We start from the raw sequence: 15,532 nt of genomic DNA on the forward strand, positions 1-15,532 counted from the left end.
CTGTCCTCTTTGCTGAATATTTTTGAAAAATAAATCTATATTTTGAGTTGTTTTTATATCTAAAAAGTCACCATTTATAACTAAAAAATAAACCTACCGCCAATCCTACCTGATTGTCTTTTAAGGGTTTTTATTTGTTTGACAACTGTTGATAGATAATGGCGTGGGAGGTGTGCGCTAGCTCATGTTTTTAATGGTTTTTATGTGAAGAATACTGAACTTGCTCAGTTGTATAAGTCGTTCGGTTAACGGTTGTTTTTATTAAATCCAACAGATGGTTGTGTAATGGATGAGCAATTTAATGTTGGTTATAGCAATACAAAATAAAATAATATTTAGGAGTGAATGATGAGACGATGGAAACACAAGGTAGCCTTAAGCGTGCTATTTTGTTTCGGTGCCATTGCTAATGTTAACGCTGCTGGTGGTAAATATAACAGCGTACCAGAAATGGGCAAAACCGCGCAAAATGCGATTGCTAACTATCAAGGTACAGAACAAAAGAATGGTGTGAAAACACTGCAAGATTATGTGGTTCAAGAGGCGGAGCTATTTGACTTCTTATTTGAGAACCACCCCATGTTTAAATACCACGAAGCCGGTAATTTAGTCGGCGAATATCATATCAGTGACCGTGGTGAAGAGTATTTAGATACAGGCTCTAGTCCTAAGTACAGCGCCAGAGTCGGTGCGCCGCGTGCGGTGCAGTATCGCTTAGGGGCTAAATCGATTCTTGATTACCCTAATAACTTTGTTGGCCCTGAAAAATGTGCCGAATGTCATGCAACCCAATATGAAAAGTGGCAGCGTTCACGTCATGCCAGAACGATTCGTTTCCCTGGTGAGCACCCAGAAGTGGGTAACGACATCGAACAAACCATGTATCAGACTAAGGATACCTCCATCTTGCCAGATGGTATTACCCCGGATGCTATCTACGCCACCGTGGGTACACCACGTACCAAATATGGTTTTATCGACTCTTGGCTAGTCCGCGGTACTTATCATATCGAAGGCGGCTTACTTAAAGATGGTACCGGTAAGATGATTGCCGGTGGTAACCAGTTCTCACGTGGTTGGGCGGAATGGCTCACCCCTGAAATGGCACAAAAAATCAATGCCGTTATCCCTGAATTCCCCACCACAATGGAAGAGTTCGGTGCCAGTGGTTCGCATCAATGGGGCATGAGCTCTTACGGCGCTAAATACCGTAAAGAGTTGTTGTTCCAACCTGCCAGTTCTTACTGTGAAGTGTGCCACACCTTCAAATTTGATTTCCAAAGCAAACAAGAGTTCTTTGATGCCCTTGGCGATCCAAAGAAACTGCAAGAGCACACTATTAGCCGCGGTATCGCGTGTGAAGAGTGTCATGGCGCAGGTGGTCACTTAGATGGTGGTACAGGCGGTATGGAGTCAAATTGTGAACGTTGTCACCAACGTTTCCAATATGACGAAACCTTAGCCGATACACCGCAAGCGCAAGAGAAGCGTGAGTATGCCTTTGGCGTGAAGATGAAGTCACTTTGTCCTTCATGTGGTACTGAAGGGTCGCAAATGTACAACTCAGTTCACTATGAAAAGGGGATGCGTTGTATTACTTGCCATGATCCACACGAAGTTACCGATGGTGATTGGAAGTCGGATATCACCAAGCCCAAGCTGAAAAAAGATTGTAAGGATTGTCATGCTGCACAAACCTTAATCGCTAGCAATACCGATACTCATAGTGAACAAACGTGTCAAAGCTGTCACATGCCTAACATGGGCAGTTGTGAAAACTTCAAAGCGATTCAGTTCCCAGACCAAGCTGGTTTCGACGCCGTGCGTAAGTCACACATGTGGAAAATTGATGTCAGCCCAACCCGTAAAACACTTAACCCACCAGAAGGCCAGTCGCGTGTTGCGGGTCCTGAAGGCGCTAAAGGTTGGACAGTGGCGAAAAATGAAGAGGGTCGTTCATACCTAGACTTAATGTGGACTTGTGCTCGTACCTCAATTTCAGACCACGATGTGGTTGAAAACAAAGGTTGTCACAGTCAGTTCCAGTCAGAACTTGAAACGGGTCTGCATTATGAAGATCAGATGGAGATCTACGGTGAAGTGATGAAGTGGCAGAAGCCAATCAAAGAGGTGTTCACCCAAGTTGAACAAGCTCTGGTTCGCATCGACCAGTTACTCGAAGTCACTAAGCTGTCAACTGAAGACAAGACTCAAGTGCTTATGCTCGCAGAGAAAGCACAAGAGACAGTTGATCTGATTAAGAACGACGGCTCTTGGGGTGTGCATGGCTTCCGTTATAGCCAGAAGCGTCTCGATGCAGCACTGACCTATGTAACACAAGCGCAAAACATTTTAGACGGCAGCGGCTACTCGGCTAAAGCTCACTAAAAGGGATTGCTAACGGACCTAGGCATGGAAGACAGATAACCCTCTGTGCCTAGGTTAATAGGAGCAAGCATATGAAACAATGCGTTGGAATGATCTTAGCGGCCATGATGGCAAGCGGTATCGCCCCTTGTTATGCCGGCGGCGGCGGGGAGATGGCACCGGCGACCTATCATGAGATCAAGCTCAACACCATCAGCCTGCTGGAAGCCGAGCACTTACTCAAGCAAGGAGGGGTTTACTTTTTTGACGTAAACACCTTAGAGCTTTGGGCCGAAGGGTTTATTCCCGGAGCCGTGTACTTCAACGTCGATAACTGGAAGGCGTTACTGCCTAAAGACAAAGATGCCGTCATGGTGTTCTATTGTGCCAATCGTCTCTGTAATGCTAGCGAAATCGCGGCGCGAGAAGTGATGAAGCTAGGGTACACCCAAGTGAGACAGATGCATGATGGCATCTATGGCTGGCGCCTATCGGGTCGAGCCACTGAAAAACCATAACAATAAGATTTTTATCCATTTGACATTCATTCGAGCAATAACGTTTAGAGAGAATCAATATGAAAACGATCACCAAGAAGTCTTTATCGATGACCACTTTATCCCTACTTTGCGGTTTCTCGTTGATGGCCTCGGCCAGTGAAGTGAGCCAAGAAGTGAATGATGCCTCATATGCCATGGGGGCGTCGGTTGGCCATTATATTTCCGGCAAAATTTACAATCAGACTGAGCTCGGCGCCGAGATCCATATCGACACTGTCATTCAAGGGATGATTGATGCGCTTAAGGGCGAGGGCAAGATGTCGGACGAGGAGATCTTGACCCATTTAAATGCACGAGCCGAGCAGCTCAACACTATCAGAGAGCAGCGCATCGAAGATCTGTCGATTAAAAATATCGCCGCCGGCAGCGCGTATCTCGCCACCAATAAAACCAACCCAGGCGTTACTGTGACTGATTCGGGTCTGCAATATGAGGTCATCACCCTAGGCTCTGGGCGTAAACCGCTAGAGTCAGATGTGGTCACAGTGCACTACAAAGGGCAGTTGGTCGACGGCACCGTATTTGATAGCTCTTATGATCGTAATGAACCCAATCGTTTTGCCTTAATGTCGGTTATCGATGGCTGGAAAGAGGGCATAGCCCTCATGCCAGAAGGCTCAACCTTTCGCCTGACTATTCCGTCAGAACTTGCTTATGGCAAAGAGGTGGTGGGCATTATTCCGCCTAGTTCAACCCTGATATTTGATGTGGAGTTGGTCAAGGTTGAAGAGCCAGGTGAAAACAGTAAAGGCATGGGGTTAAGCGGCATGGGCATGGGTGGCATGATGGGTTCTGGTCACTAAGTTTACACACCAGCAGTGGGGATGGTTATGAATAGCCTGGTTATTGCCATAGTGGTTACGTTAATGAGTTTCATCGCTCCTTTATGGATACTTCATCTCAGAGCCATAAACAACGCCGACACTAAGGCCATCAAGCCTGCCGCCTTGACACGGTATGGCAGGAAAATAGCCAGTGCTATGACGGCTACCCTACTGCTGGTTCCCCTATTAATTTACAGCCAAATTGGGCGTTTTAATGATTGGGATAAGGGTTTTATCGATGAAAATATCGACTACCTTATTGCCGCCGACATTAACAAAAATGCCCAAGCCGCCAGTGAGATGCCAAACAATAAAATTGCCTTACTCAACTTAGCCTACGCCTATACAGAGGGCGGGTTATACCGTGAGTCGGTTATCACACTGGATAAATTACTGGCAATAGAGACAGACGCAGAAGTGCTCGGCATGAAAGCCAATGCCCTCTATTACCGTGATGGTCGAGACATGAGTGCAGAGGTGTTAGATGTGATAGCTCAAGCGCTCGTGCTCGACCCGAATGAAGTTCAGTCTCTGCTGCTAATGGCGACTCACGCTTACTTGAATAGGGACTTTCAGCAAGCGATCGTTTATTGGCAACAGTTATTGAATAGCGACAACCCAAGTATTAACCGAGCATCAATTAACAATGCGATTTTGAAAGCTGAGCAGAAAATAGCTAACCGTATCGTGACTGCATCTGAGTAAAAGAGTCACCTAAAAAATCAGGTTAAAACAGGTGGGCTTCAATGCCGACCGATGGAGGATGCTGTGAGTGAAAATATAGAGAGACGGAGGTTCCTTAAATGTTTGGGAGCCAGCTCTTTGATACTGGGGCCCTTAGGGTGTTCATCTGTCAAAGAGGAAAACGCCAATAGCAACAAACCGCATTACGTGATGGTGTTCGATCAAAATAAATGTGTGGGGTGTGGCGATTGTAAAGTGGCCTGTAATACGGCCAATAACTTGCCCGAAGGGCAATCTCGTTTACTGCTAGAACAGCAGTCTGGCCACGTTGAGGGGCAAAAGTGCCCTCACTGCGGTAAGACTGACTGTGGTTGTGAGCGTAAATATGTGCGCGTGTCATGCCAGCAATGCAAAAATGCGCCTTGTGTTTCGGTATGCCCTACGGGCGCTGCGCATCGCGATCCCACAACGGGTATCGTCACCATGGATGCCAGTAAGTGTGCGGGCTGTAAATACTGTATTGCGGCGTGTCCCTACAATGCGCGTTACATCAATGAGGCCACAGATGTCGCCGACAACTGTGATTTTTGTTTAAACAGCAAATTGGCTAAGGGTGAGCTACCTGCTTGTGTGCAACAGTGTCGATATGACGCATTGATCTTTGGCGATATCAATGACCCTAACTCCTATGTGAGTCGGTTATTGGCGGTAAAAGACTCTGTTCGTATCAAGTCACATTTCGGTACCGAACCCAGTTTACGATACATACCTGTAGTGAAATTGGGAGTATAGCTATGGACGGAACACTTGAATTTACCATAGGGCTGTCTGAAGGCGTTGCCTGGCCATGGCCCATTGCCGTTTATCTGTTTTTTGCAGGTATCTCTGGCGGGGCGTTATCGGTAGCCTTGTTTATTCGGTTTTATAAACAACAAACCATCAATACCCCTTTCTTGAAGGCCTCTGCGCTGGTGTCATTTGCCACTATCGCCTTGGGGATGCTGTGTCTGGTACTGGACTTAACTAATCCGCTGTTTTTCTGGCGGATATTAGTTTATTACAACCTTAACTCTGTGATGTCGGTCGGGGTGATCGCGCTGTCGGCTTATATTCCGCTGGTGGCAGTGATCGCCCTGTTTGCCTTGGAAGAAGAGATTAAGCAGATCCCATTGCTACGTCCACTGTTACCCATTATCGATAAGTTACGCGCCTGGCGCCGCCCTTGTGAGGCATTGGTGTTGGTGTTGGCATTAGCCGTGTGTGCTTATACTGGCTTTTTGATCTCGGCGTTGATCCGCTTTCCGATCATTAATACTTCGGTATTACCGGCGCTGTTTGTGGCATCGGGATTATCGGCCGGTGCCGCGGCGGCCAAGATGTTGGCAGTGAGCCTGTTTAAAGAAGATAGACACAGCCAGGATATGCAGATTTTGCACGGTGCAGAGTGGCCAATTATGTTTGCCGAGGCGCTGTTCCTGTTCATGATCATCATGTCGTTGATGACAGGCAACGCTGGCGCACAAAGTGCGTTTGCAGCCTTTCAATCGGGCACGTGGGCGGTGGTCTTCTGGCTGGGTGTTGTGGGGGTGGGCTTTGGTGGTCCGCTGCTGCTTAACTTCGCTACGGGTAAGCAATTTAGCCATTCATCACAGGCATTTTACCTCTCGGGTTTATGTGCGGTGAGCGGCATGATGTGCTTGCGTATGTTTATTCTGTATGCGGGGCAAAACTTCGCAATTTAACTGTGTGTTCAAGCCTCATCTCGCGCGCCGAGGTGAGGCATTGAATCGCCATTCTTGCATCGTCATTAAGGAGTCCATATGGCCATCAGAGCCCCATTGTTAGTGATATTACTGTCGTTGGTTACCTTAGGGTGCGACACCGCGTCAGTGAATGCCGCCCATGATCATGCCAACGCCATCGGTGAGCATGAACGCTGCCATATGTGCGGCATGATGATTAAGAAATACCCCGGCCCCAAGGGAGAGTTGCTGCTCAGCGGCGGCGAGATTAATCCGAGTTTCTGTTCAACGCGGGACATGTTTATGTTTGCCCTACAGCCAGAAAATCAGCGCCAAATTAGTCACGCCTATGTCCATGATATGGCGGTAACCGATTGGGACCATCCAGACGATAGCGCCTTTATCGATGCGACTCAGGCGTGGTATGTCTATGGCACCAGCCGCAAAGCGGTAATGGGCAGCGCCGTGGCGCCTTTTTCAACAGCAGAGGCTGCCGAGCAATTTGCCCGCGAATATGGTGGTGCGGTATTCAGTTATGAGCAGATCACCTTGTCCTTGTTAACGGCAGAATAAGTTGAGTCTGCAACGATGAGAGCTCGGCAGCAGTGCACTGTGACGCTATTGATGCCTTTAGTGAGCATGGGCTTAGTGTTGAGCCTAAGCAGCACTAAGCTCAGTGCCGATGAGCCAGAGGCCACTAACACAAGGTGCATGGCAGTGGTCACGCCGCAAAGTGCGGCGCTGGGGGCGATGATTGACGTCAGTAATAGTGCCGAGCTGTCGCATCAGTTAGCACAGGCTGCGCCGGGGAGCCATATTGTGTTGCAATCCGGCACCTATTTAGGGCAGTTTATTATCGATAAAAGCCTGTCTATAACAGGACGCCCCGGTGCCATTATCGAGGCGCAGCACCAAGGGGCGGCGCTGACGATTAATGCCAGCCATGTCACCATTAATGGCCTTACCATTAAGCAATGGGGGGGCGACCTGTACCAAAAAGATGCCGCCATTTTACTGCATGCTGGCAGCGATGATGTCCAGCTGCTGAATAACCAATTGAGTGGCCAAGGTTTTGGCATTTATGCCCAGCAACTGCAGCGGTTGACCATTTGCGGCAATCGCATCACGGGTGACAGCCACACCTTTAAGTTAGATCGCGGCGATGGCGTCCATCTGCAGCGAGTGGATGGCGCCTTGATCAGCGCCAATCAGATCCAGCAAGTCAGAGATGGTATCTATTTAGAGTCGGGTAAGGGCAGCCAAGTGTATGGCAATCACATGAGTGACATGCAATATGGCATTCATTACATGTATACCCAGCAAGATAGCGCCATGGACAATCAGGCCTGTCGTGTCGATGGTGGCTATGCGTTAATGAACTCCACCGATATTCATCTTGCCCATAATCAAGTCACCCATGCTAAAGAGTTTGGCGTATTGCTTAATATGACCAATGGCGCCTTGGTTGAGGCTAATCGAATGGCTAATATCAGCGCGCCTGATGCGATCAAAGGCGATCTGTTTTCCGAAGGTAAGGGCATTTTTATCTATGGTGCCCGCGATAACCACATTAAGGATAATCACATTGCCAATAATGATGTTGGTATTGCGATGGCGCTGGGCGGCGAGAGTAATCAAGTGTCCCTCAATCGCTTTATCGATAACGGCACCCAAGTGCGTTACGTGGGCGAGCAGAGCGTCGAGTGGAGCGAGCAACAGCGGGGCAATTATTGGAGCGACTATCGTGGCTGGGATCTTAATGGTGATGGCGTGGGCGACAGTATGCATCTGCCAAACGATCGTCTCGATCGATTATTTTGGCTCTACCCCGAGGCGAGTTTTTTAATGGCCAGCCCCATAGTGACATTACTTAAGTGGCTCGATAACCAAATACAGGCGGTCGACGCCAGTGGTGTTATCGACCGTTACCCTTTGATGGAAAATAGCGCGGCGGCGCACACGAGGGGCGCATTATGAGTGTCAATAACTTAGCGGTACAACTTGAAGGCGTTGGGCATCAATTTGCCGAATTGCGCGCCCTTAATCAGATTAATCTCAGTTTGCCCAGGGGGATGACGATGGCGCTACTGGGTCATAACGGCGCGGGTAAGTCGACCTTAATTAAGGTGATATTAGGCTTATTGACTCCTGACTCTGGTCGAGTCGACGTGTTAGGGCAGAGGTTAACGTCAGGGAAGAAACCTAGCAACGTAGGGTATTTACCTGAAAATATTCATTTTTATGACAAGTTGACCGGGGCGGAAATCTTACGTTATTTCGCCGCACTTAAAGGGGAGAGTCATCAGCGAGTCGCACAGTTGATTGAGGAGTTTGGCTTAGGCTATGCCCAGCATAAATTGGTTAAAGGTTACTCTAAGGGGATGAAGCAGCGGCTTGGCTTTGCGCAGGCGATTTTAGCCTCACCGCAGTTATTGCTACTCGATGAGCCGACGGTGGGCTTAGATCCTCAGGCATCGAGCTTTCTCTACCAAAAAGTGGCCCAATTAAAGCGTCAAGGTTGCGCGGTGATCATCTGTACCCATGAGCTTAATTTAGTGGAGTCGCAGCTGGATGTGGCGATGATGTTAGGGCGCGGTCAATGCTTGGCTTATGGCACGTTTGCCGAGCTAGCAAAGGCAAGCCCATTGCAGGTTAAGATAGCGCTTGATGGGTTAGCGGCGTTACTGGTCACGCACCCCTATCTACAGGCGTTTTATCGCCAAGGTGCGCTGCACTGCGCCCAGTCTGAGCAGCCAGCGCTAGTGCGTTACTTAACCACAAAATGCCAGCGTTTTGATTTCACCTTGCATTTGCCTGGGCTCGCCGAGATTTATCATCACAACATGGCGCAGATGCAGCACTGCTCAGAGCAAGGTTTAGGTTTCGTTACCGAGCCCGTATTGCAACCTATGGGAGTATAAATGATGTCGACAATCGGTGGGGCGATCTGGCGTCAGCCTATGATGATCATCGCCGCAAAAGAGCTCAAAGACAGCTTGCGTAACCGTTGGGTGGCGGTGATTTTTGGCTTGTTTTTTCTGCTGGCCTTCAGTGTCACCTTTGCTGGCAGCGCAGTGTCAGGTACCTTGGCCTTCCCGTCGCTGGTGAGTGTCATTGCCAGTTTATCTACCATAGCTGTGGCGATCATACCTTTGGCGGCCATCTTGCTTTGCTACGATGCGTTTGTCGGTGAAGAGGAGTCGGGAACCATGCTGTTACTGCTCAGCTATCCACTGACTAAAATGGATATTTTCTTAGGGAAATTGTTGGCCCATAGCGGTATTATGCTGGCCGCTATCGTGAGCAGTTTTACCCTGAGCGCGACCATTTTACTCTGTTTTGGTCAAGGGTATCAGTGGCAACAAACCTTGTGGGTGTTTGGCCAATTCATTGCCAGCAGCGGGTTATTGGCCCTGACGTTTATTTTGCTAAGCTATGTGGTCAGTCTGCGCGCCACAGAAAAGGCCAAGGCGGTTGGCACACTATTGTCGCTGTGGTTCGCCCTAGTGTTAATTTACGATTTACTCTTGTTGGCGCTGCTGGTGGCCGATTTAGGGCATCGAGTACAATGGCTAGTGCAGCTGTTAATGGCCTTAAACCCGACCGATATTTATCGTGCTATCAATCAGCTTGCCACCCATGCTCCTATGGGCAGCTTACCTTTATTGAGCCAATTTCAGGGGGGCGCGTTGTGGCTATATGGACTGATGTTGTTGTGGGTAGCGCTATTAGCTTGGCTGACCCTGCGTACCTTTATGCGTAAGGCGATTTAGATTATTGGGCGAAAGACTTGATATTCAATTTTAAACCCATCAGACTCTCGCAACACTAAGCCTTGGTGGTGTGATAAGCAGGCATTAGCCTAGGATACCAATTTTTACAGAAATTTGTATTTTGTGTTAAAAGAAGTGAGCAATTTATCACAGTAAACCAGTCAGGCTTTGACTAAAATCTCAATGATAATAATAAGATTTTCCTAATTTTGCTATTTGGAATGATAGAGGTGCTAGGTGGTGAAAGTTACTCCATATTTGGAGTTCGATGGCGAAGCGCAACAATTATATGATCGTGCCACGGCGAGCACGATCCATTTGACGTTTTCTGAGTCGGCGATTTTGGCGCATTTACTGTCGGTCCCTGATGCGATATGCGACAAGGATCTGCTGCTGCAGGTGGGTTGGCCTGACCGAGTGGTCGCGGCAACCTCATTGACACAATGCGTCAGTACGCTGCGTAAGAAACTCGAACCCTTTCCTGAAATTCAATTAAAAACCGTGGCCAGACGCGGTTATCAGCTGCATGTGTCGGCTAAATCCCACGTTACCATGTTGGCGGTTAACGATGCTGAGTCCATTAAGCATGCGCTAATCGATGTCTCTTTAATGGTGAAAGTGGGCGGCATTATGGTGCTATTAGCCCTCATTGCGACCCTATGGTACAACAGCGATTATCATCAAGTGGTCAAGCAGGCTGGGCATTGGCGCGCCGACAAAACCCTCGATATTAATCTTGGTGGCAAAACCAGTTCGTTAACTCTGATCTATCCCAATGGCGAAACCCAGCTGCATCCGTCGATGTGGCAAAAACATATCGCGCCAGAGACTAATCATATCGATGCCATGCAAGACTTTAAGGGATTTGCTTTGACCGACGGCAACCACTATTCCTTAGCGATTTGCCCACCCGATGAACAGGGCCATTGCATGGGTGACCATCTGATCAACTTAACCGCCACAGGGCAAGTGCCTGCCGGCCTCAATATGGTTAAGTTTAATGAACTTAGCGAAATGATGGAAAATCGTATTCGCTACAATCGCATCTTAATCCCTTCGGGCGATGCAGATGGTGATGAATTGGTGGAGCATCATTATCACGGCGATATCTATTTTCCGGTGGCTAATGAGTTATTAGTGCGCGCGGATATGAGCATCTCTATGGTCTATGACCAGCCGTTGAGTGGCAAATTTTACTCCAGCGCCTGCATTACCGATCAAGATTGTTTAACGACCCCGATTAAGTATCAAGTGCGCGGCGTGTTTGAGCAGTATCGTCAGCACATTGGCGAGCTCGAGGTGGATGTGTTTCATGTGAAGGTGCTGCAAAAAGATTTGATAAAGCCTGAGGTGGTGAGCCCCTCTGCGATGCATTTTTACCGCGAGATCCGCAAACACAATATTCGTGACGAAGAGCTGTTTTATTATCGGATCTATAATGATCAAGGTTCAGCCGTGTGGGTGGTGCCGCTATTAGGCAACTTAGTCACCTGGACCAAATATGAGAAAGTTTCGCTGTAGTGAGGTGTGGCTGCAAAAGGTGATGGATAACTCGCTCAGCGACAAAAAAGGGCGCTACCGATGGCTGTGGATGTAACTCCAACACTTACCGCAGATAGCGCCATTTTTATATTATGAATAAGCCATTAAAAATTGAGTGGGGTTAATCACTTAATAAAGGCGAATGCATCGCCGTACAGGTGATCTTCGTCGACACCTATGTCACGGAACACTTCGCGCGCCGCACCCACCATATCAAACCGTCCTGCAATGTAGATGTCGTAGCCGCTGAGGCTGATAAAATCTTGTTTGATCTGCTCTAGCAAGTTGGCTTGCTTACCCTGCCAGTTGGCTGGTGCTCGTTCAACTACGGGCACAAAATGCAGCCAAGGGTGAGCCTGATGCCACTGGCGCGCGATGGTTTCAAAGTACATGGCGTCTTGATCGCGGCAGCCCCAATAGAGCATGGTTTCAACCGTTTGCCCCAAGGCGATCTGCTGCTCGACAATGCTCTTTATATACGAAAAGCCAGTGCCACCAGCAATCAGAAGGCGTGGACGAGTACTCTCGCTACGCAGGTGAGCGTTGCCACCCGGGGCTTCGATATCGATGTATTCGCTGTTTTGTAGTTTTTCGACCACTTGCATCGGGTAGCTTTCGCTGACCGCGGCGCCAATGTGCAGCTCTATGTTTTTCGCGCCAGGGGCTGATGCTATCGAGAAGGGGCGTTTATCTTGCTCACCCATGACCACACAAAGATATTGACCAGCATTAAAGTCAAATTCGGTTTCAGGGGTCAATGTGACTTGATAGACGGCATCATTAAAGGCGGTGACGTTTTCTACTTTACAGCGAATGGTGTTCATTTTGTTTCCTTCTAGACCTCTCTATGGAGGTTTCTATCTCCTTCGAATAGTCGCTATCCAAGTTAACTATGCAATGGGTTAGAGTTTTCAGTTAATGTTGTGCACTGTAAAGCGGCCTAGGCTAGGCCGCTTTACAGCTCAATTATAGGGTCGGTGCATCATCGATGCCCAATTCATCCCAAATCTTATCGACTCTCTGTTTGACCGCTTCATCCATGACAATGGGGGTGCCCCATTCGCGATCGGTTTCGCCCGGCCACTTGTTGGTTGCATCCATGCCCATTTTCGAGCCTAGGCCCGCCACCGGAGAGGCAAAGTCGAGATAGTCGATAGGGGTATTATCTATCATCACAGTATCGCGTTTAGGATCCATACGAGTGGTAATGGCCCATATGACATCGTTCCAATCGCGACAATTAACATCGTCATCGACCACCACAATAAATTTGGTATACATAAATTGACGCAAGAAAGACCAAGCGCCCATCATCACCCGCTTAGCATGACCCGGATATTGCTTACGAATGGAGATCACTGCCATGCGATAAGAACACCCTTCAGGTGGCAAGTAAAAGTCGATGATCTCAGGATATTGTTTACGCAAAATAGGCACAAAGACTTCATTCAGTGCGACCCCAAGCATAGCGGGCTCATCGGGTGGCCTGCCGGTATAGGTGCTATGGTAGATAGCGTCTTTTCTGTGGCTGATGTGAGTGACGGTAAATACCGGAAACTCATCGGTTTCGTTGTAATAACCAGTGTGATCGCCATAGGGGCCTTCTTCGGCCATCTCGTCTGGGTCTATGTACCCCTCTAAGATAATTTCGCTGGTCGCCGGCACTTCAAGATCGCAACTAATGGCCTTACAGACTTCGGTGCGCTCACCACGTAATAACCCAGCAAAGGCGTATTCGCTCATGGAGTCAGGTACGGGCGTTACCGCCCCTAAAATGGTCACAGGATCGCTGCCAAGCGCCACCACAACCGGGTAACGTTCGCCCGGGTGCTGCTGCTTAAAGTCTTTAAAGTCGAGAGCGCCACCGCGATGGTCGAGCCAGCGCATGATAAGCTTATTTTTACCCAGTAACTGTTGGCGATAGATCCCCAAATTTTGCCGTTTTTGGCGCGGCCCTTTGGTGATGGTGAGACCCCAAGTGACCAGCGGCGCGACATCGCCAGGCCAGCAGTGCTGGATGGGCAGTTGAGTTAAATCGACATCATCACCAGTTAACACCACCTCTTGGCAGGGTGGGTTGCGTACGGTTTTAGGCGGCATGTTGAGTGCCTGCTTGAACATGGGGATCTTGGCTATCGCATCTTTAAAGCCGCGCGGCGGTTCAGGCTCTTTTAAAAAGGCGAGCAATTCACCCACATCACGCAGTGCTAATGGGTCTTCTTTACCTAGTGCCATGGCCACTCGTTTAGGTGTGCCAAATAAGTTGGCGAGTACCGGCATGGTTTTACCCACAGGATTTTCAAACAGTAATGCCGGGCCTTTAGCGCGTAAGACGCGGTCGGCAATTTCTGTCATCTCTAGGTGTGGATCGACAGCATAGCTAATACGTTTAAGTTCACCGTTACGCTCGAGGTGATCGATGAAACTGCGTAAATCCTTAAAACTCATGTGGAAATACTCGCGCTAAGAATAATGTGATATGGCGCGCACTATACCATTTTTGCTGGCTATTCCCAAATTCGTTAATGGGTCATTTTTCAGCAAAATGGCCTGAGTTTGAAGCCTGCATCAATCGGCGTAATATGAGGTGATGTTTTTCTCTGGAGCATAGCAGATGAAACAGATTAAATCGGCTTATCGATACCCTATTAAAAGGCAGGTTTTGCCTGTCATTGGCCTAAGTTTACTGATGTTATTGCGCGTGACGCCTGTAGCCGCAGGTAATCAAGATGATGATCGTTTCAGTTGGCGTAGCAATGTTTGGGTTGAGCCCAGCTGGAGCTCAAGTTGGGGCCATCGCTGGGGGCATGACTACAGGGATCCTTGGCGCTGGAATATAGGATTTAGCACAGGCTCTGCCTATTGGCGCCCTTACTCTTATCGTCCTTATTACCGCCCTTACTGGCAACAGGCGTGGCGTTATCCTTACCGTTATGAGCGGCGCGATGTCGTTAAGCCTGCTACACAGTCGACACCAGTGCGGCCGCCGCTGCAAATCACCACCGGGGTGCAGACCAGCGCTGCGATTAAGACTCTACCTGCTAATGCGCGTGTTAGGCAGCACAATGGCGCAACTGTGTATGAATGGCAAGGGGTGTTATATCGCTACGATTGGGCCAGCGATAGCTATCAAGTCGTGAAATAACCCGCGTGGCATTGAGGTAAGTATTGGCTGACTTAAGAGTTGGCATTAAGGTCGCTTGGCATTACAGTAGCCGCATTAAATGGTGAGTTGACGTAATTGGAGTGTTTGATGAAGTACCAATGGATATTGTTTGATGCCGACGAAACCCTGTTTCATTTTGATGCCTTTCGTGGCTTACAGCTGATGTTTTCGCGCTTTGGCGTGGATTTTACGCGCACTGATTTCGAGGTGTATCAAACGGTCAATTTGCCGTTATGGGTTGCCTATCAAGACGGTAAGATCAGTGCAGCGCACCTGCAGATCACCCGTTTTCAGGCATGGGCCGACAAGTTAAAAGTGACCGCCGAGCAGCTTAATAGCGCCTTTTTGACCGCCATGGCTGACATCTGCACCTTGTTACCTGGGGCAAAAGAGTTGGTCGATGCTCTGCATGGTAAAGTTAACATGGGTATCATCACCAACGGCTTCACCGCGCTGCAGACCATACGTTTGCAACGTACTGGCTTGCTACATGCGTTCTCGCCAGTGGTAATATCTGAAGAGGTGGGGGTCGCCAAACCCGATGTGGCCATTTTTAATCATGCGCTGTCGCAGATGAATCATCCGCCAAGGGAGCATGTGTTGATGGTGGGTGACAATCCCCACTCAGACATTCAGGGTGGGCTTAATGCGGGATTCGATACGTGCTGGTTAAACCACAGTAATCAAGTGCAACCGGAGGGAATAACACCCCATTATCAAGTGGGATCACTGTCTGAGCTACAACGGTTACTGGAGACTGAACCAACGCGATAAGCGAGTGAGTTAACTCGCCATCGGCCAATATGGATTCAATTTTAAATAGTGACTGATTAAATTGCGATGAATGCAAGTAGTCACTTAACGCTTATTGTTA

General features: G+C 48.6%; 15 protein-coding genes. 13 read left to right on the forward strand and 2 right to left on the reverse strand.

The features are described from left to right. The first annotated feature begins 348 nt into the window (after positions 1–348). From DVO77_RS02285 to DVO77_RS02335, 11 genes are all read left to right on the forward strand, one after another. On the forward strand, positions 349–2,388 hold the full coding sequence (locus DVO77_RS02285) for a multiheme c-type cytochrome (protein WP_119977118.1): 2,040 nt from the start codon (positions 349–351) through the stop codon (positions 2,386–2,388). Between the two features lie 71 nt (positions 2,389–2,459). Further along, a complete protein-coding gene (locus DVO77_RS02290; protein WP_119977119.1) occupies positions 2,460–2,885 on the forward strand; it encodes a rhodanese-like domain-containing protein in 426 nt (141 codons plus the stop codon). A gap of 59 nt (positions 2,886–2,944) precedes the next feature. Next, positions 2,945–3,730, forward strand: coding sequence for an FKBP-type peptidyl-prolyl cis-trans isomerase (locus DVO77_RS02295; RefSeq protein WP_119977120.1), 786 nt, complete (start codon positions 2,945–2,947; stop codon positions 3,728–3,730). Positions 3,731–3,757: 27 nt separating this feature from the next. Further along, positions 3,758–4,456 (forward strand): tetratricopeptide repeat protein, encoded by a 699-nt coding sequence (locus DVO77_RS02300; RefSeq protein ID WP_119977121.1) that lies wholly within the window; start codon positions 3,758–3,760, stop codon positions 4,454–4,456. A 63-nt stretch (positions 4,457–4,519) separates the two neighbouring features. Next, positions 4,520–5,227, forward strand: coding sequence for a 4Fe-4S dicluster domain-containing protein (locus tag DVO77_RS02305; RefSeq protein WP_110455661.1), 708 nt, complete (start codon positions 4,520–4,522; stop codon positions 5,225–5,227). A 2-nt stretch (positions 5,228–5,229) separates the two neighbouring features. After that, the gene (nrfD, locus tag DVO77_RS02310; RefSeq protein ID WP_119977122.1) at positions 5,230–6,177 is read left to right on the forward strand and encodes an NrfD/PsrC family molybdoenzyme membrane anchor subunit; all 948 of its coding nucleotides are present in this window, start codon (positions 5,230–5,232) and stop codon (positions 6,175–6,177) included. 78 nt (positions 6,178–6,255) lie between these two features. Continuing rightward, on the forward strand, positions 6,256–6,750 hold the full coding sequence (locus DVO77_RS02315; protein ID WP_119977123.1) for a nitrous oxide reductase accessory protein NosL: 495 nt from the start codon (positions 6,256–6,258) through the stop codon (positions 6,748–6,750). Positions 6,751–6,765: 15 nt separating this feature from the next. Next, positions 6,766–8,154, forward strand: coding sequence for a nitrous oxide reductase family maturation protein NosD (nosD, locus tag DVO77_RS02320; RefSeq protein WP_249038090.1), 1,389 nt, complete (start codon positions 6,766–6,768; stop codon positions 8,152–8,154). Further along, positions 8,151–9,098, forward strand: a complete 948-nt coding sequence (locus DVO77_RS02325; RefSeq protein WP_119977124.1) for an ABC transporter ATP-binding protein — start codon at positions 8,151–8,153, stop codon at positions 9,096–9,098. The genes nosD and DVO77_RS02325 overlap by 4 nt, the downstream gene beginning before the upstream one ends. Next, complete coding sequence (locus DVO77_RS02330) at positions 9,099–9,950, forward strand: ABC transporter permease (RefSeq protein ID WP_119977125.1); 852 nt, start codon at positions 9,099–9,101, stop codon at positions 9,948–9,950. Between the two features lie 237 nt (positions 9,951–10,187). After that, positions 10,188–11,471 (forward strand): winged helix-turn-helix domain-containing protein, encoded by a 1,284-nt coding sequence (locus DVO77_RS02335; protein WP_119977126.1) that lies wholly within the window; start codon positions 10,188–10,190, stop codon positions 11,469–11,471. A 146-nt stretch (positions 11,472–11,617) separates the two neighbouring features. Here the strand turns inward: DVO77_RS02335 and fre are convergent, their stop codons facing one another. Both fre and ubiD read right to left on the reverse strand, forming a co-directional pair. Next, positions 11,618–12,316, reverse strand: coding sequence for an NAD(P)H-flavin reductase (gene fre / locus DVO77_RS02340; protein WP_119977127.1), 699 nt, complete (start codon positions 12,314–12,316; stop codon positions 11,618–11,620). A gap of 142 nt (positions 12,317–12,458) precedes the next feature. Further along, positions 12,459–13,940 carry a 4-hydroxy-3-polyprenylbenzoate decarboxylase gene (ubiD, locus tag DVO77_RS02345; protein ID WP_110455668.1) on the reverse strand — a complete coding sequence of 494 codons (1,482 nt, stop codon included), beginning with the start codon at positions 13,938–13,940 and terminating at the stop codon, positions 12,459–12,461. Positions 13,941–14,106: 166 nt separating this feature from the next. Between ubiD and DVO77_RS02350 the strand changes: the two genes are divergently transcribed. Both DVO77_RS02350 and yjjG read left to right on the forward strand, forming a co-directional pair. Then, a complete protein-coding gene (locus DVO77_RS02350; protein ID WP_249038091.1) occupies positions 14,107–14,637 on the forward strand; it encodes a hypothetical protein in 531 nt (176 codons plus the stop codon). 108 nt (positions 14,638–14,745) lie between these two features. After that, a complete protein-coding gene (gene yjjG, locus DVO77_RS02355; RefSeq protein WP_119977128.1) occupies positions 14,746–15,432 on the forward strand; it encodes a pyrimidine 5'-nucleotidase in 687 nt (228 codons plus the stop codon). The last annotated feature ends 100 nt before the right edge of the window (positions 15,433–15,532 follow it).

This window comes from Shewanella algidipiscicola, from assembly GCF_003605125.1.
GTDB lineage: Bacteria > Pseudomonadota > Gammaproteobacteria > Enterobacterales > Shewanellaceae > Shewanella > Shewanella algidipiscicola.